The organism is Massilia timonae (assembly GCF_001866515.1).
Classification (GTDB): Bacteria; Pseudomonadota; Gammaproteobacteria; order Burkholderiales; family Burkholderiaceae_D; genus Telluria; species Telluria timonae.
In genome coordinates this window covers 4,405,544-4,430,900 of record NZ_JRYB01000001.1, presented here as the reverse complement: position 1 = coordinate 4,430,900, position 25,357 = coordinate 4,405,544, and the positions used below count along the sequence as shown (strand labels likewise).

General features: G+C 68.5%; 16 protein-coding genes. 4 read left to right on the top strand and 12 right to left on the bottom strand.

Annotation, left to right across the window (positions count from 1 at the left end):
• Positions 1-8: 8 nt before the first annotated feature.
• Positions 9-2,795: a type VI secretion system Vgr family protein gene (locus LO55_RS18775; RefSeq protein WP_229410181.1), complete on the bottom strand. Its 2,787-nt coding sequence runs from the start codon at positions 2,793-2,795 to the stop codon at positions 9-11.
• A gap of 240 nt (positions 2,796-3,035) precedes the next feature.
• Here LO55_RS18775 and LO55_RS18770 point away from each other — a divergent pair, with 240 nt between their 5' ends.
• Positions 3,036-3,956 carry a LysR family transcriptional regulator gene (locus tag LO55_RS18770; RefSeq protein ID WP_071362645.1) on the top strand — a complete coding sequence of 307 codons (921 nt, stop codon included), beginning with the start codon at positions 3,036-3,038 and terminating at the stop codon, positions 3,954-3,956.
• Here LO55_RS18770 and LO55_RS18765 read toward each other — a convergent pair.
• The gene (locus LO55_RS18765) at positions 3,946-4,347 is read right to left on the bottom strand and encodes a RidA family protein (RefSeq protein WP_071362644.1); all 402 of its coding nucleotides are present in this window, start codon (positions 4,345-4,347) and stop codon (positions 3,946-3,948) included. The genes LO55_RS18770 and LO55_RS18765 overlap by 11 nt on opposite strands.
• A gap of 251 nt (positions 4,348-4,598) precedes the next feature.
• On the opposite strand from LO55_RS18765, the gene LO55_RS18760 reads away from it, so the two are divergent.
• The gene (locus LO55_RS18760; protein ID WP_071362643.1) at positions 4,599-6,827 is read left to right on the top strand and encodes a TonB-dependent siderophore receptor; all 2,229 of its coding nucleotides are present in this window, start codon (positions 4,599-4,601) and stop codon (positions 6,825-6,827) included.
• 124 nt (positions 6,828-6,951) lie between these two features.
• Entirely contained in the window at positions 6,952-8,019 is a 1,068-nt protein-coding gene (locus tag LO55_RS18755) for an SDR family oxidoreductase (protein WP_071362642.1), read from the top strand.
• A 4-nt stretch (positions 8,020-8,023) separates the two neighbouring features.
• Here LO55_RS18755 and LO55_RS18750 read toward each other — a convergent pair whose 3' ends face one another.
• The 4 genes from LO55_RS18750 to LO55_RS18735 all read right to left on the bottom strand — a co-directional run bounded on the left by LO55_RS18750 (position 8,024) and on the right by LO55_RS18735 (position 12,533).
• Entirely contained in the window at positions 8,024-8,671 is a 648-nt protein-coding gene (locus LO55_RS18750) for a PqiC family protein (protein ID WP_071362641.1), read from the bottom strand.
• Positions 8,671-10,296 carry a PqiB family protein gene (locus LO55_RS18745; protein ID WP_071363863.1) on the bottom strand — a complete coding sequence of 542 codons (1,626 nt, stop codon included), beginning with the start codon at positions 10,294-10,296 and terminating at the stop codon, positions 8,671-8,673. The genes LO55_RS18750 and LO55_RS18745 overlap by 1 nt, the downstream gene beginning before the upstream one ends.
• On the bottom strand, positions 10,289-11,575 hold the full coding sequence (locus tag LO55_RS18740; protein WP_071362640.1) for a paraquat-inducible protein A: 1,287 nt from the start codon (positions 11,573-11,575) through the stop codon (positions 10,289-10,291). The genes LO55_RS18745 and LO55_RS18740 overlap by 8 nt, the downstream gene beginning before the upstream one ends.
• Before the next feature lie 100 nt (positions 11,576-11,675).
• On the bottom strand, positions 11,676-12,533 hold the full coding sequence (locus tag LO55_RS18735; protein ID WP_071362639.1) for a hypothetical protein: 858 nt from the start codon (positions 12,531-12,533) through the stop codon (positions 11,676-11,678).
• 247 nt (positions 12,534-12,780) lie between these two features.
• On the opposite strand from LO55_RS18735, the gene LO55_RS18730 reads away from it, so the two are divergent.
• A complete protein-coding gene (locus LO55_RS18730) occupies positions 12,781-13,848 on the top strand; it encodes an AI-2E family transporter (RefSeq protein ID WP_071362638.1) in 1,068 nt (355 codons plus the stop codon).
• A 49-nt stretch (positions 13,849-13,897) separates the two neighbouring features.
• Here LO55_RS18730 and LO55_RS18725 read toward each other — a convergent pair whose 3' ends face one another.
• From LO55_RS18725 to LO55_RS18700, 6 genes are read right to left on the bottom strand one after another with little or no spacing between them, the layout of a single operon-like run.
• The gene (locus LO55_RS18725; RefSeq protein WP_071362637.1) at positions 13,898-15,472 is read right to left on the bottom strand and encodes an eCIS core domain-containing protein; all 1,575 of its coding nucleotides are present in this window, start codon (positions 15,470-15,472) and stop codon (positions 13,898-13,900) included.
• A gap of 18 nt (positions 15,473-15,490) precedes the next feature.
• A complete protein-coding gene (locus LO55_RS18720; protein WP_071362636.1) occupies positions 15,491-18,334 on the bottom strand; it encodes a hypothetical protein in 2,844 nt (947 codons plus the stop codon).
• Positions 18,334-19,695, bottom strand: a complete 1,362-nt coding sequence (locus LO55_RS18715; RefSeq protein ID WP_229410180.1) for an ATP-binding protein — start codon at positions 19,693-19,695, stop codon at positions 18,334-18,336. The genes LO55_RS18720 and LO55_RS18715 overlap by 1 nt, the downstream gene beginning before the upstream one ends.
• A gap of 10 nt (positions 19,696-19,705) precedes the next feature.
• Entirely contained in the window at positions 19,706-20,788 is a 1,083-nt protein-coding gene (locus tag LO55_RS18710; RefSeq protein WP_143054560.1) for a contractile injection system tape measure protein, read from the bottom strand.
• Positions 20,789-20,824: 36 nt separating this feature from the next.
• On the bottom strand, positions 20,825-24,412 hold the full coding sequence (locus LO55_RS18705; RefSeq protein ID WP_071362633.1) for a contractile injection system tape measure protein: 3,588 nt from the start codon (positions 24,410-24,412) through the stop codon (positions 20,825-20,827).
• Positions 24,340-25,356, bottom strand: a complete 1,017-nt coding sequence (locus LO55_RS18700) for a contractile injection system tape measure protein (protein WP_071362632.1) — start codon at positions 25,354-25,356, stop codon at positions 24,340-24,342. The genes LO55_RS18705 and LO55_RS18700 overlap by 73 nt, the downstream gene beginning before the upstream one ends.
• Position 25,357 lies beyond the last annotated feature (1 nt).

Here is a 25,357-nt window from a genome sequence, read left to right as displayed (position 1 = left end):
CGTCCATATCAAGCGACCGGCACGATGCTGTCGCCTGCCGCCGCCGCACCGGTCGCACGCATCTCGCATAATTTCAGCTCCCCAGGCTGCGGTAGCCTGGTCTCGGAAGACGCTTTCTGCGGCCCGCCAAGTTCCTTCTTGCCGGCCCTGAACTCGACCTTGCCAGGCGCATGCACCTCGATATTGCCTCCCTCCAGGCGGATGCAGGCGCCCTGGGCAGTCAACAACACATGCTTGTTCGGTGCGCGCACCGTCACCGACTTGGCGATGCTGGCTACTGTGACCGATTTGTCGGCAACGAACCGGCTTGCCCCGGATTGACTCTGCAGGCTCAGGCGACCACTAGCCGCGTGAAACTTCATTCCGGTTTCCTGGAGGGGTCGCGACTTGTCGTCCGCCCTGCCGTCGCTGAAGATACTAATTCCGGCGGCCGCCATGATCGACATGGTCCCCTGCGCCAGGATCCCGACGTCTTCGCCCGCGGTCAGCGCCCCGGTCTGTTCTGCCGCCAGAATGACGTTCGCCGGTGAGACCGCGACAATGCCTGCCGGACTCCAGAGCTGCAGGTGGGCTTGGCCGTAGGCGGTCGCGCGACTCGATCCGCCGCCAGCGGAACCGGATCGCCCCGCTGCCGTGCCAGCCAGCGATTCGGAGGTCTGGCGCAGCGCGGCCAGCGCCGGCAACGCATCCTGCGCCGGCTCGCCTGCAAGCACCGCCTGATGGTCACGGGCACGCCTGGCCAAGTCGTCCTGCAGCTCGCAACACTTCTCGATCTCCTCGCGCGCGGCCGAACCCATTTGGTCGCGCGCGCCGTGCTGCGCTCCGGCGGCCAGCAGCAGGCCGCCGCCGGCCCTGAGTGCGGCGGCATGCGCGGTCTTCAGCTCGGCGCCGGCGCCAACCGTTTCCAGTCTCTGGTTGTCGGCCCGGTGCCGCAAGTAGCCAAGATTGAGTTCCGCCACGCCATCATGCGCGCGCTGGTGCCGCTGCAGGCCGAGGCCAGACTGGCCCGCGCTGTCGTCGAATACCAGCTGACCGTAGGCATCCGTACCGAGCTGGCTGCCGTGCATCGCCTGCGACTTGATCCCGGACAGCACCGCTGGATGCGCATGGCCGCCTTCATCGCCGGCGAACCATGGCGGCGCGTTGCCGGTCGCAGCACCGCCACCGCAATGCACCTGGTTATGTTGCGCATCCTTCTGCCCGCGGCCGTTGTACAGGCTCGCAATGGCCACCGGCCGGTCGATATCCCCATCCAGAAAATCGATCAATACCTCTTGCCCGACCCTGGGAACCAAGCTGGCTCCCCAGTTGGCTCCTGCCACCGGGGCCACCACCCTGATCCAGGTGCCGGCCATGTCGTTGGCTGGCGCGCCCGTATGCCCGGCCGGCGCAGGGTGCTCCAGGCGGCTGTGGCTGGCCGTCCCGCGTTGCCAGTGAAACTGCACCTTGATGCGATGATCGCGATCCGTATGCACCAACGATCCCGGCGGGCCGACCACGATCGCCGTCTGCTGCCCATGGACCATTGGTCGTGGATGAAGCAACTGGCCGAAATCGTCGGTGCCGCTCTTGCGATATGGGGTGCTGGCCAGGATCGCTTCGGCGTAATTGCGATACAGGGGCCGCTCGACTTTCTGGGCGCCGACCGCTTGCAGCTCGCGCTCGGTGAGCAGCATGCCTGCGGTAGGTCCGGCTCCGAGCAGGTCGGTGACCTCGCCGCGCAGCTGCGCGGGTAGATTATTGTGCATCAGGTGAACGACGCGGGTTGCGAGAAAGGTGCGCGCCTCGTCGTTCTGCTCACGATCGAATAACGCATGCCCACGCAAGGTGAATGTTGTCCCCGGCATCAGGGTGCGCACCGTTCCGGCGCAAACATGCACGACACGACGCGCCTGCAAGGCTTGCAACTGGACCTCGGCAAGGCGATTGCCCTGGGCGCGGTTCGGATAGGCATACACCCCCGGCATGTCGCGACTGCGAAGCGGCGGCCCATCCGCATTCCACTCATCGGCGTTCACCGGCCGCGTTTGGGCGGCGCGATAATCCCAGGTATCCAGGTCGATCGCATTGGCAAGCATTTTCGCTTCGGTGCGCCAGCGGTCGATGCTGTCGGCCTTCATGACCGCGCCAGGCCGGGTGAAGTCCACGAGCGCCTGCCTGTTGCGTCGGAACACGCCGTTGTGGTCGCCGATGACCATCGTATGCATCCCGCGCGACGGGCTGCCGGGATTGCCCTCGTGTTCGAAATAGTAGAACAGCCCTTCCTCGAGCATGAGACGCTCGACGAACGCCAGATCGCTCTCCTGATACTGGGTGGTCAGGCTTCGTTTCGGGTAGACGGCCTGATCGGCCACCTCGATCCTCCACGCCGGATCCAGTCTTGCCTTGCCCTGGTATTGCCTGAACAGGGTTTCAAGAATGTCGATGACGTCCATGTCCTGGAAGACCCTGCTGTCGCGTCCAAGCGCCATGAAGGCAGTCCATGGCTCGACGGTCAGTAGGTATCGGGCAAAACCTCCGTCCGATCCCGCAAGCTCGGCCGCCGTCACGTATCCATGAAAGGCGCGATGGGTGTCGCGCGATTCAGCGGTGAGCAACTGCAGCAGCACTGGCTGAGCGAGCAGGCTGCGCAAGGACAGATGGGCATCGGTCGACAGCGCGTCGATGCTGAACCGGAATCCGGCGCTGATCGTTTCCTCGCCGCGCACGCATTCGGCCAGCAGTGCCGGACCGGCAGGCGTGTGCAGCGCGAGCAGGCGGGTGTCTTGTGTAAAGTCAACGAGCGATGCAAGCAAGGCTGTCCCTGGTGTCGGCATGAGTCCTCCGTGCGGCGCCCATCGACCGCGGAGAACTTCCGATGTCTATATGGAGCGCGGGAAACATTCGGAATTACACGCGACATGCGAGCCGATGCCCTTGAGAAAACTCATGCAATTACGGACAAGCTTTTCCATCCGTACGACGGAGATTCCCGACACTATCCAGCTTCGTGGATAATTCTCACCTATGCAGATTCCGGACATTCATCGTTACCCATGAACCAGCTCCTGGCCATGCGCGCCTTCGCCCGCGTGATCGACACCGGCTCGTTCAGCCGCGCCTCGGACCAGCTGGGCCTGCCCCGCTCGACGGTCAGCAAGCTGATCGGCGATCTGGAGGTCCACCTCGGCAACAAACTGATGCACCGGACGACGCGCACGGTGGCCGCCACGGCCGAAGGCATGGCCTACTACCAGCAGTCGGTCCGCCTGCTCGCCGAGCTCGACGCGATGGACCATGCGATGCGCGGCCAGAAGCGCAAGCCGCGCGGCCATCTGCGGGTCGATGCCCCGGCCTCGTTCGCGACCTCGTTGCTGATTCCGGCGCTGCCGGCCTTCCATCGGGAATATCCGGACATTACCCTGGCGCTCGGCGTCAGCGACCGCCCCGCGAATATCGTCGGCGAAGGCGTCGACTGCGTGATCCGCGCCGGCGACGTGCAGCAGTTGTCGATGGTCGGCCGCAAGCTGCTCGACCTGCACTACGGCACCTATGCCTCGCCCGCCTATCTGGAACGGGCGGGCACGCCGCGCACGCCGGCCGACCTCGCGCAGCACGTGCGCCTGGGTTACTTCTTCGCAGCGACGACAAAGCCGAATCCGCTGGTTTTCGAACGCGCAGAAGAGCGGTTGGACATCGAGGCCAGCGAGCTCTCCACCAACGACGGCAACGGCCTGCTGGCATTGCTGCGCGCCGGCTTGGGCATCGGCCAGCATTTCACGCGCATGGTGCAGCCGGCGATCGACGCCGGCGAACTGACGCCGGTCCTGCAGGAGTGGAGCCGCCCCGCCATGCCCTTCCACATCCTGTACCCGCCGAACCGCCACCAGAATGCGCGGCTCACGGTGTTCGTCGACTGGCTGATCGACACCTTCCGCGACCAGGGCGACCCTGGCGGCAGGCTGCTTACTCGATGATCGCGGTCACGCGGATCTCGATCCGCATGTCCGGGGCGCCGAGCTCCTGCACGCCCAGCTCGGTCCAGATCGGCGCCCGGTTCGGCATGTACTGGCGGAACAACCTTGCCATGGTCTCGTTGGTCTCGGGAGGAAAGCCGCCCACGTGGTAGGAATTCACGTGGATCACGTGTTCCCAGGTGGCGCCGGCCGCCGCCAGCACGCGCTCGACATTCTTGAAGGCCAGTTCGATCTCGTCCTCCAGCCGTTCCGGGAACTGCAGGTCGTCGGTCCAGCCGCCCTGTCCCGAGATCTCGACCCGGTTGCCGACCTTCACTGCCTGCGAATAGCCCAGCTTCTTGTAGAACATCTCGCCGTAGCCCGGGGTGACGAAGAATTCCGGTTTGTCCATGTGCCTATCCTTTCTGTTTCTGAAGTGATGCCAGCTTAGCCCCTTCCGTCACCGGGATACAGCCCCGATCGCTGCCAATACCATCCACAAAGTTGCACAATCCGCTGCCCTAGCGGCTTTGTCATTGTCATACATTGACATAAATAGATGAGAATCGTTATCATTCGTAGTCGCATTTCATTGTCGTAGGCAGACGCGTGCTCATGGAGCGCTGGTCCGCCACCCACTCATCGTTAAAAACAGGAAAAAAGATGGAAAAGCAGGTCAGCGCCACCGGACGTCATAAACTGAAGACCCTGACGGTCTGTGTGGGCCTCGCGCTCCCCTTCGTCGCCCAGGCGCAATCCACCGAGGCCAGCAATACCGCGGCTGGCACCACCTCGATGCCGCAGGTGCAGGTCCAGGCCCAGAAGCTGGCCGACGACGTCGGTTCGTACACCATCGGCCGCACCCGCACCGCGACCCCGCTCGACATGTCGCTGCGCGACACCCCGCAGTCGGTCTCGGTCATCACCCAGCAACGCATCGAAGACCAGGGCCTGCAGACCATCACCGACGTCGCCAACAACGTCACCGGCGTCTCGGTCAACCAGTACGAAACCCACCGCGGCAGCTTCACGGCGCGCGGCTTCGAAGTCACCAACCTGCAGATCGACAACATCCCGACCACCTGGGACGCCGCCTGGAGCGCCGGCGAGGTGCTGGGCAGCCTGGCCCTGTACGACCGCGTCGAAGTGGTGCGCGGCGCCACCGGACTGATGACCGGCGCAGGCACGCCGTCGGCCGCGCTGAACCTGGTGCGCAAGCGCGCCTTCAGCAAGAAGCTGGGCGGCCGCATCGAAGCCACCGTCGGTCGCTGGGACAAGCGCCATGTGATGGCTGACGTCTCGACCCCGCTGAACGAATCGGGCAGCGTGCGTGGCCGCTTCGTCGGCGAGTACGGCGAAGGCGACAGCTGGATCCGCTACCTGGAAAACAAGGACCGCACCTTCTACGCCACGGTCGAAGCCGACATCGGCCGTGACGGCACCTTCTCGGCCGGCTTCAGCCGCCAGAAAATGAGCCCGCGCGGCCCGATGTGGGGCGGCCTGCCCTACCGCTATACCGACGGATCGCTCATCCCCGAGAACCGCTCGCTGACCACCGCTGCCCCGTGGGCCGGCTACGACAACCAGTACGACAACTTCTTCGCCGACTACGAACACCGCTTCGCCAACGGCTGGAACCTGCGTTTCACTTACACCGACGCCACCCGCGACGGCGACTCGCGCCTGCTGTACCTGTCGGGCGTGCCGGATCGCGTCAGCGGCGCCGGTCTGGGCGCCTTCGCCGGCTCCTACGTGATCCAGACCAAGCAGAAGGACTTCGGCGTCCACGCCAGCGGGCCGTTCTCGCTGTTCGGCCGCGAGCACCAGGCGGCCGTCGGCTACCTGCACGCGAACACCGACTTCTACGCGAACAACCGCCTGGCCGAGTTCCCGACCACGGCCGACGGCTTCGCACCGCCGGTCGCCGACTTCAACAACTGGGACCCTGCCAGCTACCCGGCGCCGGTCTGGGGCCCGCAGGCGCGTTACGAGACCAGCGAGACCACCCAGCAAGGCCTGTACGGCATGGCGCGCTTCTCGGTCACCGACCAGCTCAAGGCGATCGTCGGCGCGCGGGTGACCAAGTACGAGAAGGAAGGCGGAGGCCAGTGGCAAGACCCGTACGCGATCAAGTACAGCAACGAAATCACCCCGTACGCCGGCCTCGTGTTCGACCTGAACGACACCTATTCGCTGTACGCCAGCTACACCAGCATCTTCCAGCCGCAGAACAACAAGGACATCAACGGCAATCTGCTCGATCCGATCGAAGGCAAGGCGTCGGAGGCCGGCATCAAGGGCGAATTCTTCGACCGCCGCGTGAACGCGTCGCTGGCCGTGTTCCACCTGAAGCAGGATGGCCTGGCGCAATCCGCCGGCATGATCGACCGCGACGGTCCGACCGGTCCGCTGCTGCCGGAAGCCTACTACCGTGCGGTCGACGGCGCCACCAGCAAGGGCATCGAGATGGACGTCTCGGGCGAAATCATCCCGGGCCTGAACGCGAACATCGGCTACGCGATCTTCCGCGCCAAGGACGAAACCGGCGTCGACTTCAACTCGATCTATCCGCGCAAGACCTTGCGCGCCTTCGCCAGCTACCGCCTGCCGGGCGCCTGGAGCAAGCTGACCGTCGGCGGCGGCGTCAACTGGGAAGGCAGCACCTACACGGTCGACGCGACCGTGGCGCCGGGCATCGACGGCCGCATGGAACAAGATTCGTTCGCCCTGGTCAACCTGATGGCGCGCTACGAGTTCACCAAGCAGCTCTCGGCCCAGCTGAACGTCAACAACGTGACCGACAAGACCCACTTCGCGATGTTCGCCGCCTACAACCAGATCACCTATGGTGCGCCGCGCAACACCTCGCTGACCCTGCGTTACCGCTTCTGATAGCCTGAAGTGACGACCGGGACGGGGCGCCGCAGCGATGCGGCGCCCCGTTTCTTTTGGGCCTGCGCGCCGATTTCCCCCAGCCGGTAGAATGAGGTTCAATTGTCACATCGGGAGTAAACACATGAAACGAACCGCACTGGTCGTCGGCGTCACCGGCATCGGCGGCAACCATGTCGCGCGCGAACTGCTGGCCGCGGGCTGGGACGTGGTCGGCCTGTCGCGCCGCGCCCCGCAAGACTTGCCCGCCGTGCGCCACGTGGCCGCCGACCTGCTCGACCCCGCAGCCCTGGGCGCCGCGCTGGCCGACGTCGCGCCGACCCACGTCTTCATCACCACCTGGATGCGCCAGGACACCGAAGCCGAGAACATCCGCGTCAATGCCGCCCTGGTGCGCAACCTGCTCGACGCGCTGGCGCCAAAGAAAAGCGTGCGCCACGTCGCGCTGGTGACCGGCCTGAAACACTACCTGGGCCCGTTCGAAGCCTACGCCAGCTCGGGCACCCTGCCCGACACCCCGCTGCGCGAAAGCCAGCCGCGCCTGCCCCTCGAGAATTTCTATTACGCCCAGGAAGACGAGGTCTATGCCGCGGCCGAGCGTGACCGCTTCACCTGGACTGTGCACCGCCCGCACACCGTGATCGGCCTGGCGGTCGGCAATGCGATGAACCTGGGCACCACCCTGGCTGTGTACGCGACCATCTGCAAGGAAACCGGGCGCCCGTTCCAGTTCCCGGGTTCCGCGGCGCAGTGGAATGGCCTGTCCGACGTCACCGACGCGCGCATGCTGGCCAGACAGCTGGTCTGGGCCGCCGACACCGACGCCGCGCGTAACGAAGCCTTCAATATCGTCAATGGCGATGTGTTCCGCTGGAGCTGGCTGTGGCCAAAGCTGGCCGCCTTCTTCGGTGTGGAAGCGGCGGGCTTCAACGGCGCCATCCAGCCACTCGAAGCGGCGATGGCGAACGACCACGCGGTGTGGCGCGAGATCGCCGCGCGCCACGGCCTGGTCGAAGCCGACCTGGATCGCCTGGCCTCGCCATGGCATACCGACCTCGACCTGGGCCGACCGCTGGAAGTGATGACCGACATGGCCAACAGCCGGCGCCTGGGCTTCACCGCCTACCAGGCCACCGACGATTCCTTCTACGACCTGTTCGCGCGCCTGCGCGCCGAACGCCTGATTCCCTGACGTTTCAGCCGGCTGGACAGGCCGGCGCCGGTCCCCCGGCCTGCCCCTCCTGCTGGGCGCGCACCGCTTGCGCGATCGTGGCCGAGAGCTTGTCCAGCGCCGCCCGGTGGCCAGCCACCAGGGCGTCGTGGCCCATCCCCACCGGTTCCTGGAACACGCTGCGGCAAGTCTGCATCGGGCCGCCAACCTGCTTGCCATCGAGCCGGCGCACGCTCCACACCACGTCGAGCAGGGCCAGGCTGCCGGGGCGCGACTCGAAGCGCTGGACGTCGGCGCCGATCCGGTACAGCGTGCTGCCGTCCGGCGCCGCGCTGCGGTAGACGTCCACCCCGCCCAGCCGGGCCGCGATCCCGAGCGAGAGGCTGTTGCCGATCTCCTCGGCCAGCGGCCCGGCCCAGCGGTGGTGTTCCTCGAGGTCGATCGTGCCCTCTCCGGTGCTGACCACCATCTGCGGCCGGCGCAGCTGGGCCGGCACCGTCACCGGCCGCATCTCGAAATACAGCGGCGCGGCGCCACGCGCCGGCGGCGTGGCCGTCGCCGGGCCGCCGCTCAGCGTGTAGAAGCGGTCCACCGGCGTGCTGCTGCAGGCGCCCAGCACGGCGGCGAAGGCAGTCGCGGCCAGGGCGCGGCGAGGGAAACGGAACGAGGTCATCACTTCTTCTCCTGGGGTTTGCCGCGGATGATCGACTGCGGATTGCGTTCGAGGTAATCGGCCAGCGCATTGAGCTTGGCCATCGTGTCCGTCACTTCCTGCAGCGCCTGGCGCAGGTCGGACTGCAGCGGCGAATCCTGCGCCAGCAGGTTCTCGGCGCGCGCAAAGGTACCTTTAGCGGCGCTGAGCGTGCCCGTCATCTCCGGCAGCACCTCGCCTTCGAGGCGCGCCAGGGTCGCGTTCGCCTGCGCCAGCGTGCGATTCAGGTTGGCGCCGATCTCGTCGAACGGCACTTTGTCCAGCTTGTTGGCGATGCGCGCCACCTGGCTTTGCAGCTCGTCGAGCTGGCCCGGCACGGTCGGCAGCACCACCAGCTCGCCCTGCTGGCCGATCGCGGCCTTGGCCGCGTTGGGGAAGAAGTCGAGCGCCACATACAGCTGGCCGGTGAGGATGTTCCCGTTGCGCAGCTGCGCGCGCAGGCCGCGGCCCACCATCATGCCCATCATGTCCTTGCCTTCGCGGCCCTGGTTCAGGGCATTCATGAAGTCCTGGCCCAGGCGCCCCGGGTACATGTCGATCGTCACCGGCATATTGAAGCGGCGCCGCTCGCGGTCCCATTCGATGCCCACGCTGCGCACCTCGCCCAGCGCCACGCCGCGGAAGTCGACCGGCGCGCCCGGCGCCAGGCCGCGCAGCGTCTGGTCGAAGTACAGCACGGCGCTGGTGGCCGGGCCGTCCGGCGGGCGCAAGGCCGCGGCGCGGTCTTCGGCCAGGCGATAGCGGCTGCCCGCCGGGGCGGGCGCGCCTGGCTTCTTGCCGTCGGTCGATTCGAAGGCGATGCCGCCGGTGGCCAGCGCCGCCAGGGATTGGGTATTGAGCTTCAGGCCGCTCGCGTCCAGGCGCAGGTCGACGCCGCTCGCGTGATACCAGCGCGTGTCCATGCCGACGAAGCCGATATACGGCTGCTCGACGAACACCGACATGTCGATGCCCTGGCCGGCCTTGTCCAGCTCGACCTTGGCCACCTGGCCCACGCGCACGCGCCTGAAATAGACCGGCGAGCCGGGCGCCACCGAGCCCAGGGTGTCGGCGTGCAGCAGGTACTCCCTCCCCTTCAGCCCGATCGGGATCGGCGGCGCCGTCTCCAGGCCGGTGAAGGCATTGCTGGAATCCTCCGACGTGCCGGGCGCCGCGCCGATGTACGGGCCGGACAGCAAGGTGCCCAGGCCCGACACGCCGCTGGCGCCGATCTGGGGGCGCACCACCCAGAAGCGCGAATCCTTCGCCGTGAAGCGGTCGGCCTCCTTGACCATCTCGATCTTGGCGACCACCCGGTTGCCGTCCTCGGCCAGCGTCACCGACACCACGCGGCCGATGTCGACGTCCTTGTACTTGACCCGGGTGGTGTTCGCCTCCAGGCCTTCGCCGGTGGCGAAATAGACGTACACCGTGGGGCCCTTGTTGGTCATCCACTGCACCACCTGCCAGGCGCCGATGATGGCCGCCAGCAAAGGGATCAGCCAGATCAGCGACGGCAGCCAGCGGCTCGGGCGGTCGACGTCGGGCGAAGTGGGCCCCGGGGCCGCCGGCCCCTGCGGCGGTCGTGCGCCGTCCTGTTCAGACATGTCGTTCTCCATTCGATTCAATAGGGTCCCAGATCAGGCGCGGGTCGAACTGGTGCGAAGCGACCATGGTCACGATCACGACGCAGCCGAAGGCGATCGCGCCCGGCCCCGCGGTGATCGTGGCCAGCGCGTCGAAGCGCACCAGCGCCACGGTCAGCGTGACCACGAAGACGTCGAGCATCGACCAGCGGCCGACGAATTCGACCACGCGATAGGCGCGCGTGCGCGCCAGCGGCGCGGCGCGCGAACGCAGCTGGGCGGTGGCGTTGAGCCAGGCCAGCGCCACCAGCTTCGAGACCGGCACCACCACGCTGGCGATGAAGATGATGATGGCAAGGCCAGGCGAGCCGGTGTTCCAGAACAGCACCACCCCGCTCATGATGGTGTCGCCCTCGGCGCCGCCGCCGATCGTGCGGGTGTACATGACGGGGAGGACCATGGCCGGCACGTAGAGCAAGGTGGCCGCGGCCAGCATCACCCAGGTCCAGCCGATGCTGTTCGGGATCCGGCGGTGCAGCGCGGCGCCGCAGCGGCGGCAGTGCGCCGCGCCATTCTTCGCGCGCTGCCAGGGCTGGCCGTTGACCAGGCCGCAGGCGCCGCAGGAGACCAGCGTGCCGGGAGCGTGGGCGACGGCATCGGCGGCCGCATCCCGGTTCGGACGCGGCGCCAGGCGGTCCGCCAGTTCCCACAGCGCCTTGGGTTCGTAGCGCATCACGAGCGCGCACAGGATGGTGAGCACGCCGAAGGCGAACAAGCCGGGATGGGGCACCACCCGCGCCATGCTGGTCATCTTGATCACCGTGATCAGGATGCCGATCATCAGCACTTCGGTCATGGCCCAGTGGCGCGCGCCCTGCACCACGCGCAGCACCATGTTGAAGCCCGGGACGCGGCGGCCGCGGCGCAGGCCGACGGCGACGTACAGGAGCGACGCCAGTTCCAGGCCGGGGAAGACGATCGCGCACGACAGCACCATCGCCGCGATCACCTGCATCCCTTCGTTCCACAGCACGCCCACGGCCTGCAGCAGGGTCGCGCCGGAGGTCATGCCGCCCATCTCGAGCGTGACGATCGGGAAGCTCTGGGCCAGCAGGTAGACCAGCAGCGCGCCGAGGCTCAGCGCCACCAGCGAATCGGCGCGCCGCAGCGGCCCGCCGGCATGCCAGCGGTACAGCTCGTGACGGCAGCGCGCGCAGCGCGCGCGCTCGCACGAGTTCAGCGGCTCCCGGTGATACAGGCAACCGCAATCATGACAACCGATCAGATGCTCCGCGCTCAATCGCTCTCCTCGCTCTGCTACATTAGTGCTTTCGCACTATGTATTATGACCGGAAGCAATTGAGCGTGCAGTCGGCGCGGAATCGCGTGCGCTTCGCCGCTCAGAAGCGGACCTTGACGAAGGCCGACGGTCCCTTCAGTTTCAGGTCGAGATCGGCGGTGCGGTCGCCATTGCGGTGCAGGTCGATCTTCTGGACGTTGTAGTCGAGCACCAGGCCGACGTTCTTGTGCGGGAACCACTCGACGCCGACGGAACCGTTCCAGACATGCCCCTCGACCGTGCCGCCATTCTTCTTGATGCCCGAAGCTTCGGCGTAGAAACGCCATTGCTCGTTCAGCGTATGCCGCCATGCCAGCTCGACGGTCGGCGCCCAGACGCTGTCGCTGCCCTCGGCCGAGCCGCTCCAGGAGTAATTCTCGACCGGATTCGACGCGCTCAGGTTGGCCTCGCCCGAACCCGAGATCTTGGCGCGCAGGTAGGCCGCGCCCAGGCCGACGCCGAAGGCGTTCTTTTCCTTGCCCATCCACCATTTGTAGGCGAAGCGGGCCATTTCGAGGCGCAGGTCGGCGTTGGCGCTGATGGTGCCGCTGACCGGGCGGCCTTCGTAGACGGTGTCGCCGCTGGCGCTGCCGGCCCAGTCCTCGTCGAAGCGGAAGTAGTCGAACGACAGGCCATGGCTATCGCCGATCAGCATCTCGGCTTTCACGCGCGGCAGGGTGACGTCGTCGATTTCCTCGTCGGGCGTGTCGACCCGGCCATAACGGGTATCGCCGCCCACGTGGATCTTCGGTTCGGCATAGAAGGCGCCGGCCGAGATGCTCATGCGGTCGAGGGCCGGCGACTGCTGGGCCTGGGCCATGCCGGCGCTTGCCGCGCCCAGCAGGATGGCGCCCTTCAGGGCCGAGACGAGTGTGGTGTGAACGGTGGACACGGTGGTGCGCGGCGCGGTGCGGGACATGGGGGGACTCTCCGATAAAAAATGTTATTCAATTGCCCGCCAGACTATGTCTTGACGCGGCGACATTTATTATCGCAAGATGTCATTTAAACAATGCGCACGATTGAACTGACTTTGTGGTCAACAAGCGACAATCGACCAAAACTCGAAACATGTGTTAGCTGGCGTACCGCGGCACGCAAATCGCGGCCGTAGCCGCGATGGCATGGTTTATCATCAGGAAACATCAACTATTTCCACCCCGCCGATGAAGCAATACACGCTGCCTCAGAACTCCTTCCTTCTGTTACTGGCGATCGTGACGATCGCTTTCTTCTGGGTGCTGCTGCCCTATTCCGGGGCCGTGTTCTGGGGCGTGGTGTTCGCCATCCTGTTCGCGCCGCTACAATCGCGCCTGCTGCGCGCGACCAAGGGGCGCCCGACGCTCGCCGCCCTGCTCTCGCTGCTGGTGATCATCCTGATGGTGCTGTTGCCGCTGGCCCTGATCACCTCGTCGCTGATCAATGAAGTCACCGCCATCTACGCCCGGGTCAGCGCCGGCCAGGTCAATTTCGCCTCTTATTTCAATCTGGTGATCCGCGCGCTGCCCGACTGGGCGATTTCGCTGCTCGAGCGTTTCGAACTGACGAACCTGGCTTCGCTGCAGGAAAAGATCACCGAAGGCGCGGCCCAGATCAGCCAGGCGACGGCGCACTACGCCCTCAATATCGGCCGCAACACGCTGGACTTCGTGGTCAGCATGACCATCATGCTGTACCTGCTGTTCTTCCTGCTGCGCGACGGCCGCATCCTGGCCGCGCGCATCCAGCGCGCGGTGCCCTTGTCAAGCGAATACAAGGGCCGCCTGTTCCAGAACTTCACGACGGTGATCCGGGCCACGGTCAAGGGCAATGTGCTGGTGGCGATGGCCCAAGGTGCGCTGGGCGGCCTGATCTTCTGGGCGCTGGACGTCAGCGGCGCGCTGCTGTGGGGCGTGGTGATGGCCTTCCTGTCGCTACTGCCGGCGGTCGGCGCCGCCCTGGTGTGGGCGCCGGTGGCGGTCTACTTCCTGGCCACCGGCGACATCTGGCAGGGCGTCGTGCTGGCCGCCTATGGCGTGCTGGTGATCGGCCTGGTCGACAACATCCTGCGCCCGATCCTGGTCGGCAAGGACACCAAGCTGCCCGATTATGTGATCCTGCTGTCGACGCTGGGCGGGATGGCCTTGTTCGGGCTGAACGGTTTCGTGATCGGGCCGGTGATTGCGGCGCTGTTCATCGCGGCGTGGGATCTGTTCTCGCGGGCCGATGAATTTCACGAGCCCGGGCAGGGCTAGCGGGGCTCGCCGTCCTCTTCTTCGGCGCTGCTTCCTGCTACCCCGGCAACTAGTCGGAATCGCTTTCGCTGTCCGTGCTGGACAGCTCGCTGCCGGAGAAGCTGGCCCGCCGGGGACGTATGCCGAAGCAGTACTGGACGAACTGTCCGGCTGATATTTCGGCCGATCGCCTCATCGTGTCCGAGCCTCCAGTCGAGGGAGCATCGATATTTTTCAAGCCATCGGGCAGCGGATCGTCCGGCTTCCAGTCCGCATCGTGAATGGCCTGGAAGTCGGTGTATGCATTCGTTCTGCGCTCACCCTTGCCCTTGATCTCATCTGCGGTATAACTGCCGGTATGCAAGTTGTATGTGGCATTGGGACTGAGCTCACGCGCCGCCGCGGCGTACGCGAGATTGAACGGGTCGCCTTCGGCCGTGCGATAGGCATCGGTGTAGCTGTGGATGTGCTGGTGACGTTGCTTGCGGTAGGCGCTCGCCATTGTCGGATCGCTTGGCGCCTGTGACTTCAACAACGAGTTGGCCTGCTTCGGCGTCGGAATGACATGCGTGCCGAACAAGGGCTGGTACCCTCGGCCACTCGGCTCGATCGCGCCGAACCCGACGTCGGTGGCGACATGACTGAGAATGTGCGGCCCCGCCAGTTTCTTCTTCAGCTTGCCATCCCTGTCCTTGATATTGCTGAACGTGGCGAAAGCGGTTGCCGTCCTGCGGTGGAACTTCTTCTTGCTGTCGCGTGAGCGCCGCATGAACTCGCCATAGTCCACCGACGATGCCGAGTCGCTATCATTATCCTCGACGTCGGCATCCTCGTCGCTGCTATCGTCGGACGCAATCTTGACGCGCTTGAGTCCAGGGTCGGGTTCATGGTCTTCATCGTCTTCGTCCGCCATGCCATTACCCTGGTGCGAGGCCAGGTAGTCGGTCAACGACCGCTTGCCTGTCTTGACCAACTGCACTTCCGCGCCGAACGAGGCCGCCGCGCGCAGGTACGGCAACCCAACCGGCCACCGTGTGGGAGAAGAACTGATCTGCAGAGCTTTATCCCCCATGACATCGGCCTCACGCTCCAGCCCGACATCGTCATTGAGGTTCACACCTGCTTTCATTTGCATCGTCGGCAGAACCCGGCCTTGGGCCTGCTGGACGACATGCCAGGCTTCGTGCGGCAGGTGCCGCTCCTGTCCCGGCGCCACGTGGATCTCGCTGCCTTGTGCGTAAGCATGCGCCTGCAACCGTGCCGGCTCGGGCGAATTGTAGTGGACCTTCACATGATCCATGCTCATCCCGGACAGCGACTCGATTCCGGACTTCAGCCGATCAGGCAGGCCGGTATCGTTGGGCTTTCCCTCTGCCAGCGATCTGGTTCGACGACCGCTCCCCACCATCCTCGGACTGTCGTGTATCGCGTCGCTCAGCGCCGGTTGCCGCGATAGGCGCGGGCTGCCGTTCATCATGTCGACCAGTTTGCCCTGCACCACCGCCGATGCGCGCTTGTCCACGAAAGCCGGGGCGTGCGCCACGGCGCCGGTATGTGGTTGCTGGACGCCCCCGGTCTCGACTTCCGTTCGCTGCGGTGATTGCTGACGGTCTCGCATGGCATTGCCCCTGTCGATAAAGATCATTCCCGCGTCGTGCCCGCCTTACGGCAGCTTGCGGCGCGACTTCTTGAAGTAATGACGCGCCACCAGCACGGCGGCCACGATGCCGCCGGTGCCGTACAGCGCCAAGGTGAATTCCGAATACGCCGTCAGCAGCGGATCGCTCACCACCAGCACCGACAGGATCAGCAGCGGCAGGACCAGCACGGCCACCATGCCGGCGAAGTACAGGCCGCTGTTGTCGACCCGCTCGTTGCAACCGCGACAATTGAAGTAAACCGCCCCCACGCCCACCGCCAGCGCCAGCGATCCCCAGAACAGCCAGCGCAGCCGCAGGCGGTGCGGGCAAAGGTAGCTGGCCCGATAGCTGATCCTCGACGTTGGGTCGCCGAACGGCTGCAGGTAGTTGGCAAGCAGCAGGTTGGCGTCCCTGGGCGTCTTCAACCGTGAACCCGCGTCCGGATCGGCGAAGGCCAGCGGCCAGAAGCCGATGCCATGGTAGTTGGCCGCCGCGAACACGATGTCGTCGGCCAGCTGGGCCGAGCCCACGCGGTCATACTGGACCACCGGCACGACCGCCCACTGCAGGCGCGCGGCCTGGATGCCGTGCAGCGCATTCTGGATCGCGGTACGCAGCGACTTCTTGCTGTACTGGGTCGGCTCGGGGATGAAGGTGAGAATCGGCATGTCGCCCAGCATCTGCCTGCCGCTCGACGCGAACGCCTCGTCCTTTTCCAGGGGATTGATGTGTTCGATCATCTCGATCAGGTAGCGGAAGCCTTCCGGACCGGCCTCGACAAGATCGTCGTAGTCGACCGCGAGACTGAGCCTGCGCCGTGGCCCCTCCATCCGGCCCAGATCTTCGGACAGATCCTTCAGGAATTTCTTGAACAGCTCCCTGTCGATGTCACGAAAACCGCGCAAGTGCAGCACGACGCCGTCGCCACCGGTCGGACCAGGATCGCGGCCGAGCGAAGCCAGCCATGTCATCGTCTGGCCGTTACCGGGATGCGCCTGCGTCAGCAGGGTCCTGATTTCGACGCGCAAGGCATCCAGGAGCCTGCTCTTGCGGTCGGGCGCCTGCGTGCGCCACCCGGTCCAGTCGCGCGTCAGCACCCAGTCCACCTTCACGTCATGGCGGTGCGCCTCGCTGAGCATCTGCGCCAGGTGGTCCGGCAGATCGAGCGCCTCCATGCCCCTGGGGCCGCGCAGCCGACCGTCGTCGTCGACCGTCACGCCGTACAGGCCAATGCGCGTCAGCGCGCCGAAATCGATCTGCCGCTCGCCGGCATCGAGCCACAAGGGGAAGAATCCATAGCTCATGCCATCCCGCTCCGGGCGCGCGCAACGGCACCCGTTCGGCGCCCATCCGCTGGTGCGCTGCGCCGGGGTAGGCATGCGGTTCAGGACCTCGAGATCCATCCTGCTGTGCAGGAGCTGCTCCACGAACCGGGTCACACGGTAGACCTGCGCGTCGGCCTCGAGCAGGTCCTCGTCCGCGCATTCGCCCTGCTTGGCGCGCAGTCTCTTGATTGTGCTGATATCGATACTGAGCTCCGGATCGTTCTCCATCAATTTGCCCAGCGCGGCGATATCGTCGGGATCGGGGTCGGGACCGGCGCGCAGTGCGCCCTGCAGCACCCAGTCCTCCACCACCTCGCCCTGCTTGTTGCGCGGCGGCGCCGCGCACATGCCGAGCGCGCGCCGCACTTGCCAGCCGAGGGCGGCATCGAACAGCCCACGGGTCGGATACGCAATCTTCTCGAATCCGCCGAGTATCTTCGACACCACCTCCGGTGGCGCGTCCGCGGCCAGGCTGTCCGCCAGGGTGGCAGGCACCCGATAGCGGTCCACGCGCGCGCCGCGCACGATCGCAAGCCGATGGCGCTCGAGCGCGTCGCGCTGGCCGCTTGCCACGGAGATCTCGCGCAGCCTGTCCATGAAGTCCTGCTGGCTGGGGAACTCCTCGCCTTCCAGCGCGTCCCTCAGCTCGATCATCGCCTCCCCGGGAAGTCCTTCGCGACGCAACTGCAGCAGCAGCTCATCCTGCACCAGGTAGGCGTCCATCCGCGAGTAGCGCTTGACCACCGCCATCATCTCGTCGGGCACCTCGCTTCCGTCCAATGCGCCGCGCACGTCTTCCTCGAACGGCCGGGCTTGCTCGGGCGGACGGCCCGACAGTTTCTCGACAAGTTGCGCGATCTGGACCGGGTCGGCGCTGCGCTTGCGCCGTTCAGAATCGTAGCCGAAGGTCTGCGTCACCGCGGTGAAGCGGCGCGCCGCCGGCGCCTGCGCGCGCTCGCGCTGGAACTGTTCGATCAGGGCGATCACCTGCGAGGCGTCGCCCGAACGCCGCAGCTGCAGGCTGCGTATCCGGTCCGGGCTTTGCCCGCCGTCGATCCACGCCTGGAACGCGGCGCTGGACAGGACCTGGTCCCATTCCGGAAGGGCCTCGACGATGCGCGCCACCTGCTCCAGCGAGGCCACCACGGTGCGCTCGAAGTGGGGGGCGCTCGCGACGATGCCGTAGTCCAGGCAGAACCGGGCGAGCCACTTGAGCGTGACCGGGCCGACGATGCTGTCGCGCAGCGGAAGACCAGGGCCGCCGGCGTCGCGCCTGTAGTGAGGATTCTTGCCATAGACAACTGCCAGGTGATCCTGGATCCGCCGGCTGTTGGCGGCATTGTACTGGCGGAAGGCGTGCGCCGCTTCCGGCCTTGCGAGACGCTCCAGCAGGGTCCTTCCGGCGGCGTCGGCGTAGGCCGGACCCGGAGCGCGCTCGGCGGCCGGGCCCGGCTTCACCGCGCTACCCTGGGCGCCGGCGCCGCCCGCGCCCAGCAGGGCGGCGGCCAGCACGATGTGGATGACGATGGCGATCGGCTTCATCAGAATGTCTTTCCTTCCTTGATCATTTCCTTGCGCACGCCCAGGAGCAGCTCGGCCTGGGTCACGTGGTCGCGCCCCTGGCGCGTGGCGCTGATGGCGGCATGGCGCGCCACGTTGGTCATGGCGCCGCCAGCCAGCTCGTAGCCCTCGGCCAGCGCGCGCAGATCGACGTCCGGTCCCAGCCGGCGCGGATCCCGGAACATCCCCTGCCACAGGCGCAGGCGCTGGGCCGCGTCCGGCATGCCGAAGTACACGGCGCTCTGGAAGCGGCGCGCGAAGGCCTGGTCGATATTCGCCTTCAGGTTGCTTGCCAGGATCACCACGCCCGGAAAATCCTCGACCCGCTGCAGCAGGTAGGCGATTTCCTGGTTGGCGTGGCGGTCGTTCGAAGTATTGCCTTCGGTGCGGGTGCCGAACAGCGCGTCGGCCTCGTCGAAGAACAGGATCCAGCGCCGGTCCTGGGCCTGGTCGAACACGTTCGCCAGGTTCTTCTCGGTTTCGCCGATGTACTTCGAGACCATCATCGACAGGTCGATGCGGTAGACGTCGACCCCGGCGCTGGCGCCGATCAGCGTCGCCGTCAGCGTCTTGCCGGTGCCGGGCGGCCCGTAGAACAGGCAGCGGTAGCCCGGCTTGACGGCGCGCTCCAGGCCCCACTCCTCCAGCAGCTTGCCGGACTCGCGGATCCACAGGCCGATGCTCTCGACGTCGTGGCGCGCCTCGGGCGCCAGCACCAGGTCGTCCCAGCCGAGCCGGGTCGTGATCAGCTTGGCCGGGAACTGGCGGTCGTAGTCTGGCTTGTGGCGCGCGCCGGTGGTGAAGCGCTGCAGGTATTCCGGGGCCAGGCTGAGCATCGCGCCAAGCCGCGGCTCGCCGGCGGCGGGATGCTCGAGGCGCACGATGCGGCCCCGCACCAGCGGATGGTCGTCGTCGAACAGGGCCAGCACCCGGAAGCGCTGCGCCAGGTCGTCGCCCGCCAGCAGGAAGGCGGCGGTCTCGCAAGTCGGCAGGAAGCCCTCGTGGGTCTTGCCGCGCCAGCCGCCGAACTCGGTGAACCGCTGGCCCTGCAGCTTGTTCTGGGTGAAGAACAGGTCGAGCGCCTGCGGCCGGATATGCGGCAGCAGCGCCAGCAGCAGCACCAGGCGCTCCTCCATGCCGAACCCCAGCTCCCTTACCAGCGCCGCATACTCGGAGCCGTCGCCGTCCAGCCCGGGCGGCGCCTCGAGCACGCACGGCGCGCCGCCGTCGCCGAAATAATGGGTGAAGCGCGCGTGCAGCACCCTGCCGAACCAGTCGGCCTCGCGCGCCAGCGCGGCCGCATTGGCCTGCAACATCGGCTGCGCCATCTTTGGCGGGTTCACCGGTTTCCCCTCAGCGCCAGTGCACGCGCACCGGCGCCGCCATCCACGGCAGATGCGTGTTCGAGAAACCCCAGGGCAGGCGGTCCAGCAGCATGTCCATCTGCGCGGGACTCACCCGCAATTGCCAGCCCTGGGCGTCCGGCTCCAGCCGGCCTTCGCGCATCAGGAACCCCCTGCGCAGCCCGTCCGCCGAGGTGTTCCCCAAGCCGCGCCATTGGGCGATGAAGACCTTCAGCATCTCCTCCGTCGCCTGGCGCTCGGCCGGCGTGAGCACGATGTCGGCCGCGACAGGCGCCTCCGGCGCCAGCCCGCACAGCACCTTGTTGAGCGGCAGCGCGCGCGCCGGCGCGTCGCTCGCTCCCGTCGCCACGTGCTGCAGCAGGTGCACTGCGCGCCCGGCGGCGGCCGCGCTCACGAATGTCGGGCCTGCGGTCAACCCCAGCATGGCGAACAGGCGCTGCAGGAAGGGCCCGAGCAGGACCAGGCCGGCATTGCCCAGGTAAATGAATTCACCTTCTTGCGCGAGCCGCCCGTCGTCCCCGGCGGGCGCACCGGCCACCGGCGCCGGCGTGGGAGGCGCGTCGGCTTGCGCGGGGGGCGGTTCGGCCGGCGCAGCCAGCGGCGCGGCGCCGCGCCACGCCGCCAGCAGCGCTTCCTGGGCCTGCGCATGCGGGCCGGTTGCCGCACGCAGCACCTCGATGCACGCGCTTTCGAGGTCGGAAGCGGCGCGCAGCGTCCGCTGCGCCGCCAGCTCGAAAGCGCCGCCCCACAGCGCGCGTTGCCATCCGCTTCCCAGCAGATGGGCGATGGCCTCGCGCCGTTCCACGATGCGGCGCACCGCGGCGCCGAGCTCGGGACGGGACAGGTTGACCAGGTCGGCCAGCATCCACTGCGGCAAGCCGGCGCGCAGCGCCGCCCGCCACAGGGGACGGCGGTGCGCCGCGCGCAGGACGCGCAGCACCTCCTCCGGCCGTGTTTCCAGCAACGCGCTCCATGCGGGCGCGGGCGGCCCGTCCTCGGCGGCCAGCAGCGCGGCGAGCATTGCGCTACCAGGCGCGCCACGCATATCGGCGTGATCTGTTGTCTTTTCCATATCCGTCATCCTTTTCATTTCTACTGTTCAACCACATCAATGCCAGGTCACGTGCACCGGCGCCGGCATCCAGGCAAAGCGCACAATCGAAAAACTCCACGGCAGGCGGTCCATCAGCACGTCGAAGGGGCCGCGCACGACCGACAGTTCCCAACCCTGGGGGCCAAGCGCCAGCTCGCCGTCGCGCATCAGGAAGGACTGGCGCAGCCCCTCCACCGAGGTGCGTCCCAGCGCGCTCCAGCTGGCGATCATCGCCTCGAGCAGGCCCTCGATCGTCTCGCGCTCGGCCGGCGTCGGCGCGATGCCGGCGACGACCGGGGTCGCCAAAGGCAGGCCGCACAGCAGCTTGTTCAGGGGCAGCGCATACTCCGGGGTGCTGCTGGCGCCCGACACCGCGAATTGCAGCAGGTGCGCGGCGCGCCCGGCGGCATCGAGGTCGACGAAGGCGCCGTCTGCCACCAGGCCCAGCATGCCGAACAGGCGCGGCAGGTAGGGCGCCATCAGCACCATGCCGGCATTCCCGAGGGCGATGCGCTCGCCGGCCGGCAGGCCAGGCGTGTCGTCGCCAGCGCCCGCCGTTGGCGCCGGAACGACCGCGGGCCTCCTTGCGGCGGGCGGTGGCGGACCGCCGCCGGCAGCCGGCAGCGCCGCGACCATGGCGCTGCGCGGCTCGCTTGCCGTGCGCGCCGCCACCGAGGCTTCCGGAGCCGCCGCGCCTCGTTGCCGGACGATCGCTTCGAGGTCGAGCGGCGCGCCTCGCTCCAGGACTTCCATCACCGCGCGCAGGCAGGCCTGCGCGCCGCCGCTGGCCCGGGCCGCCGCCGCGATCGCTTCCATCATGTCGGCGCGGCGCGCGGGTGCGATGCGCCCATCCCGCTCGAGATGGCCGGCGATGCGCGCCAGCCACTGCGCGCCATCCTGCTCAGCGCCCGTCTGGTCCGGCGGCACGGCAAGGCGGTCGAGCGCTTGCGCGCGCAGCGCCTTCAGCGGCGGCAGCGGCGCGAGCCCGGCGGCGGCGCGCACGGCGGCGCCGAGCAGCGCGGGCCAGAGCAGCAGGCGCAACCGGCGCGGCGCGACGCCGGCCTCGAGACCCGAACGCTGCAGCTCGTCCGCCAGCGCACACAGCGCCACGGCGAGGACCGGCGTCGCCCGCGCCAGCACGTCGCGCAACTGCCGCTCGGGGAACTGTTCCACCATGCGCCGCGCCGCCGCCGGACGCGCGAGCGCGTCGGCCAGCATGCGCCACAGCGGCTGCAGCGATGGCGACGCCAGCAAACCGTCGAGCAGCGCCACATGGACCTCTGCGTCCGGCCCATGCTGCTGGCCGGCCGGTCTGGCCGCCGCATGCGCTCCCAGCAGGCGCCCCTTGCGCAGGAAGGCCGTAAGGCGCTCGAGGGCGCTAGCGCCATGCCGCGCCGCCGTTCCGCCTGGCGCCCGCTCCCGCCTACCCTCCCGCGCCCTATCCTGGTCGTGGCGCGCAACCCGGCCGACGACCTCGTCCAGCCGCGCGCACAAGGCCTGCACCGAGGCCGCCGTCGCCGTCGGCGACAGGCAGGCCTCGAACACTTGTGCCCACGACAGCGTATGCAGGCCCGGCGCCGGGCCGGCGGCGCCCGGCGCCAAGGCCAACTGCCGGGCGAGCGCATGCAGGCGCACGATCACGGCGGACGCGAAAGCGGGGGCAAGGCGCGCCAGCAAGGCTTCGCGCAGGTGCACCGGCATCGCGGACACGAGCCGGCGCGCGCCGCCCGGCGAGGCGAGCGTGCGCTGCAGCGCCGCGGCCAGCGCGCCCTCCAGTTCCCCCGCCTGCGCCGCATCCGGCGAACCCGCCATACCGGCCGCCCCGACCGCCAGCAGGCGTTCCAGCTGGGCGGCGCGGCCGTGATCGGCGTGCCCCGAACGCCACCAGGCTGCGAATCCGTCCAGCGCGCCCTTCGTGCGCCGGCGCCCGGGGTTCGCGTCGCGCGCGCGCGGCGCCGCGTCCGGCGGGGTTGCGGCATCCTCCAGGCGCCGGCACAAGGCATCCACCGCTGCCGAGGAAGGCGCCGGCCCCAGGCACAGCGCGTACACCTGAGACCAGCAATCCCGCCATGCGTCCGGCGTGGAGGCGCGACGCCGGCCCAGGCGCCGCAACAAGGCCACAAGGCGCGGCGCCAGCGCCGGCACGGCGAACCACAGCAAGGCGATGCCCAGCTCCTCGGGCAGGGCCGCCGCCAGACGCCGTGGCCCCTCGGGCAAGGCCACCGTGCGCGCCAGCGCGGCGACGAGCGCCTTTGCCAGCGGCCTCCCGGCGCCTGGGCCGCCGTCGCCACCGACCGCCGTGGCCAGCGCCAGCATCCGCTCCATCCGCGCGGCCCGCGCGGGGTCGGCCTGGCCGGCACGCCACCACGCCTCCAGCTCGTCTAGCGGCAATTGCTCCAGGGGCGCGCCCGGCGCTTCCAGCCGCGCCGGCGCCGGCATGAGCGTGGTATCCAGCCGTTCGCACAGGGCCTGCACGGCGGCCGCCGACACCGGCGGCGCCAGGCACGCCGTCAACAGCCGCGCCCAGGCCTCGATACAGCTCTCCGGCGCCTGGACATGATGCGCGCGCAGCCGCTGCATCAGCGCGATCGCGCGTGGCGCCAGGCCGGGCAGTGCGAAGCGGATCAGCGATTCGCGCAGGCGTTCCGGCAGCGCGCGCGCCAGCCGCAGCGCGCCGTCGGGAGCGGACAGCACGCGCGCCACGGCCGCCGCGAGCGCCGCCCGCGCGCGCCCTTCCACGCCTTCCGTTTCCACCGTGGCCAGCAACGCGTCGAGCCGTGCGGCGCCGGCCGGATCGAAGCGGCCGCTGCGCCACCAGGCTTCCAGCCCGGCCGGCTGCGCACGATTCGGCGCGTCCTCCTGCCCGGCGTCATGCGCCGCCCCGAACGCCGCCGGCCAGCCTTCGCGCAGCGCGCGCAGCACGAGGCCGCCCCAGGCGTCGCGCACGTCGTCCTCCAGCGCCGGCTGGTCCAGGCGCGCGCCGTCCTGCGCTTCCAGCAATAACGCCAACAGCGCAGCCGCCTGTCCGGGCATGGCCACATGCACGATGCCGGCCAATTGGCGCTGCGGGAACTGTCCGAGCAGCCGGCGCAACGCCCGTGGGCTGGCCAGCGTCGCGGCCAGCATCCGCAGCAGCGCCTCGCGCGGCGCGCGGCCGCGGCGTGCGCGTTCCAGCAGGCGTTCCAGCAAGGTGACGTGCAGCGCGCCCTGCAGAGAGACTTCCAGCGCCGGCGCGTCCTCGAAGCGGCCCCGCTCGAGGAAGGCCGCCAGTTGCGCCAGCTCGTCCGGCGCGGCGCCCTCGGGGGCGGCGAACTGGCCGCGCTCCGGCGCCGCCGCTTCCAGCTCCGCCGCATCCAGCACCGCCGCATCCAGCACCGCAAGCAGCCGCGCGCGCACCACATCGTTTCGCATCACGACGCCCGCGCCGTCCAAGGCGGCCGCGAGCAGCTCCAGCCAGCAGCGCGCATGCGCCTCGGCGGCGCGGCGGCGGTCGCCCACCCGCGACACCAGTTGCCGCTCGACGTCGGTCATCAGCGCGAGCAGGCCCGCGGCGCCGGATGGCAGCAGAAAGCGCAGCAGGCGCTCGCGCAGGCGCGACGACATGGCGCCCGCCAGCCGGCGCGCGGCGTCCGGCTCCAGCAGCGCCGCCCCAACGCGCGCGCCAGGCCGTCGCGTCCGGCCGCCGCGGCCACGCCGCCGCCCGCCAGCAAGCGCTCCAGCACCGCCTCGGCCCCGGCATCGCGTTCGCCGCGCCGCCACCACACCGCCAGCCGTTCGCCGTCCAGCGGCGCCAGCGCCGCGCGCGGATCCCCGAGCGCTGCGCAAACCATGGCCAGCGCGGCGGCCGGCGCCGCCGCCCCCAGCGCTACCCCCAGCACCCGGGTCCACGCCACATCCGGCGCTGCGGCCGCCGCGCGCCAGGCCAGCAGCGCGCGCGCCTGGCCGGGCGCCGCCAGCTCCAGGATCGCCTCGAGCTGGCGTGGCGGGAATTGCCGCGCCAGCCGCAGCAGGGCATCCGGCTGGCGGACGGCGCCGGCCAGCATCCGCACCAGCTCCCCGGGCGTCGCGTCCAGCAGGCGGTCCAGCCATTCCACGTGCAGGTCGCCGCGCCCCAGCGGCGCATCCCAGCCCAGGCGCCCGCTGCGTAGGAAGGCCGCCAGCCGCGCCAGCGCGTGGTCGTTCGCGCTCCCGAGGCGCGGGGTGTCGCCCCCGGCCACATCCATGTCCATGGCGCGCGCCGGCGGCACGGCGGCAGCCAGCCGCGCCTGCTGGCGCGCCGCGGCCAGCGCATCCTCCAGCAGCGCGCGCAGGCGCGCGGGCGCCTGTTCGCGCAGCGCATGGCGCTCGATCATGCCCAGGTCCAGCGCGAGCGACGGCAGCACCAGGACGGCGCCGGGTTCGTCGCAGGCGTCCATCACCTCGTCGAGCACCGACAGCAGCGACTCCCTGACCAGCCGCAGCAACTGCTGTTCGTCCTGCAGCGCAGGATCCGGCGCGTCGAACTCGAACGCGACGTCGAGCCGTTCGATCAGGTGCGGGGCGCTCATC